The sequence below is a fragment of the Stenotrophomonas maltophilia genome, assembly GCF_013464915.1.
Classification (GTDB): Bacteria; Pseudomonadota; Gammaproteobacteria; order Xanthomonadales; family Xanthomonadaceae; genus Stenotrophomonas; species Stenotrophomonas maltophilia_AT.
Genome location: NZ_RAVT01000105.1, coordinates 1 through 524, shown reverse-complemented (window position 1 = coordinate 524; position 524 = coordinate 1). Strand labels below are relative to the sequence as shown.

The following is a 524-nucleotide window of genomic DNA, read 5'->3' as shown; positions in this document are numbered from 1 at the left end:
AACGCATCCAGCTTCTTTGCTTCGTCAAGGTGCAGCTGCCGATTGAATCGATCTCCTGTAAGCGCAATGTTGGCGCCGGTGCTTCCACCGGCCAGTCCACCCACCATCGCACTACTGACCTCCATCAAGGACCGGAACTGCTCGGGGCTGATCTCGCTCTGGTTGGCGGTGAGGTAATCCGAGATCGCCTTCTTGGCCTTCTCCGCACCGGCAGCACTCACCGCGCCCTTCAGCGCATCGGCGCCACCCAATGCGGCCATCGCCGCACCGGCCATGCCGTGCAGCAGCGCGCGTCCGTTGCCGCCGTCGGCCCAGAACGCCTTGCCTTCTTCGGTGTCCGCCTTCTGGCTCAGGTAGCTGCCCAGGTCACCCGCGCCCTTGAACAGCAGCTGCCCACCCAGCTGCATCACCTCGGCGCGCTCCTGCATCTTGCGCAGGTCAACGGCCGACAGCGCGCTGTCGGTATCAAAGCCGGTTGCGGTGCGATCGAGCCCGGCCAGTGCACTTTCATTGCCATCGCGCAC

The 524-nt window shown here is 64.7% G+C and carries 1 pseudogene; it reads right to left on the bottom strand.

Annotated elements, in window-relative coordinates:
• Positions 1–524, bottom strand: a pseudogene (locus D7T59_RS21145) (hemagglutinin repeat-containing protein); the annotation flags it as partial.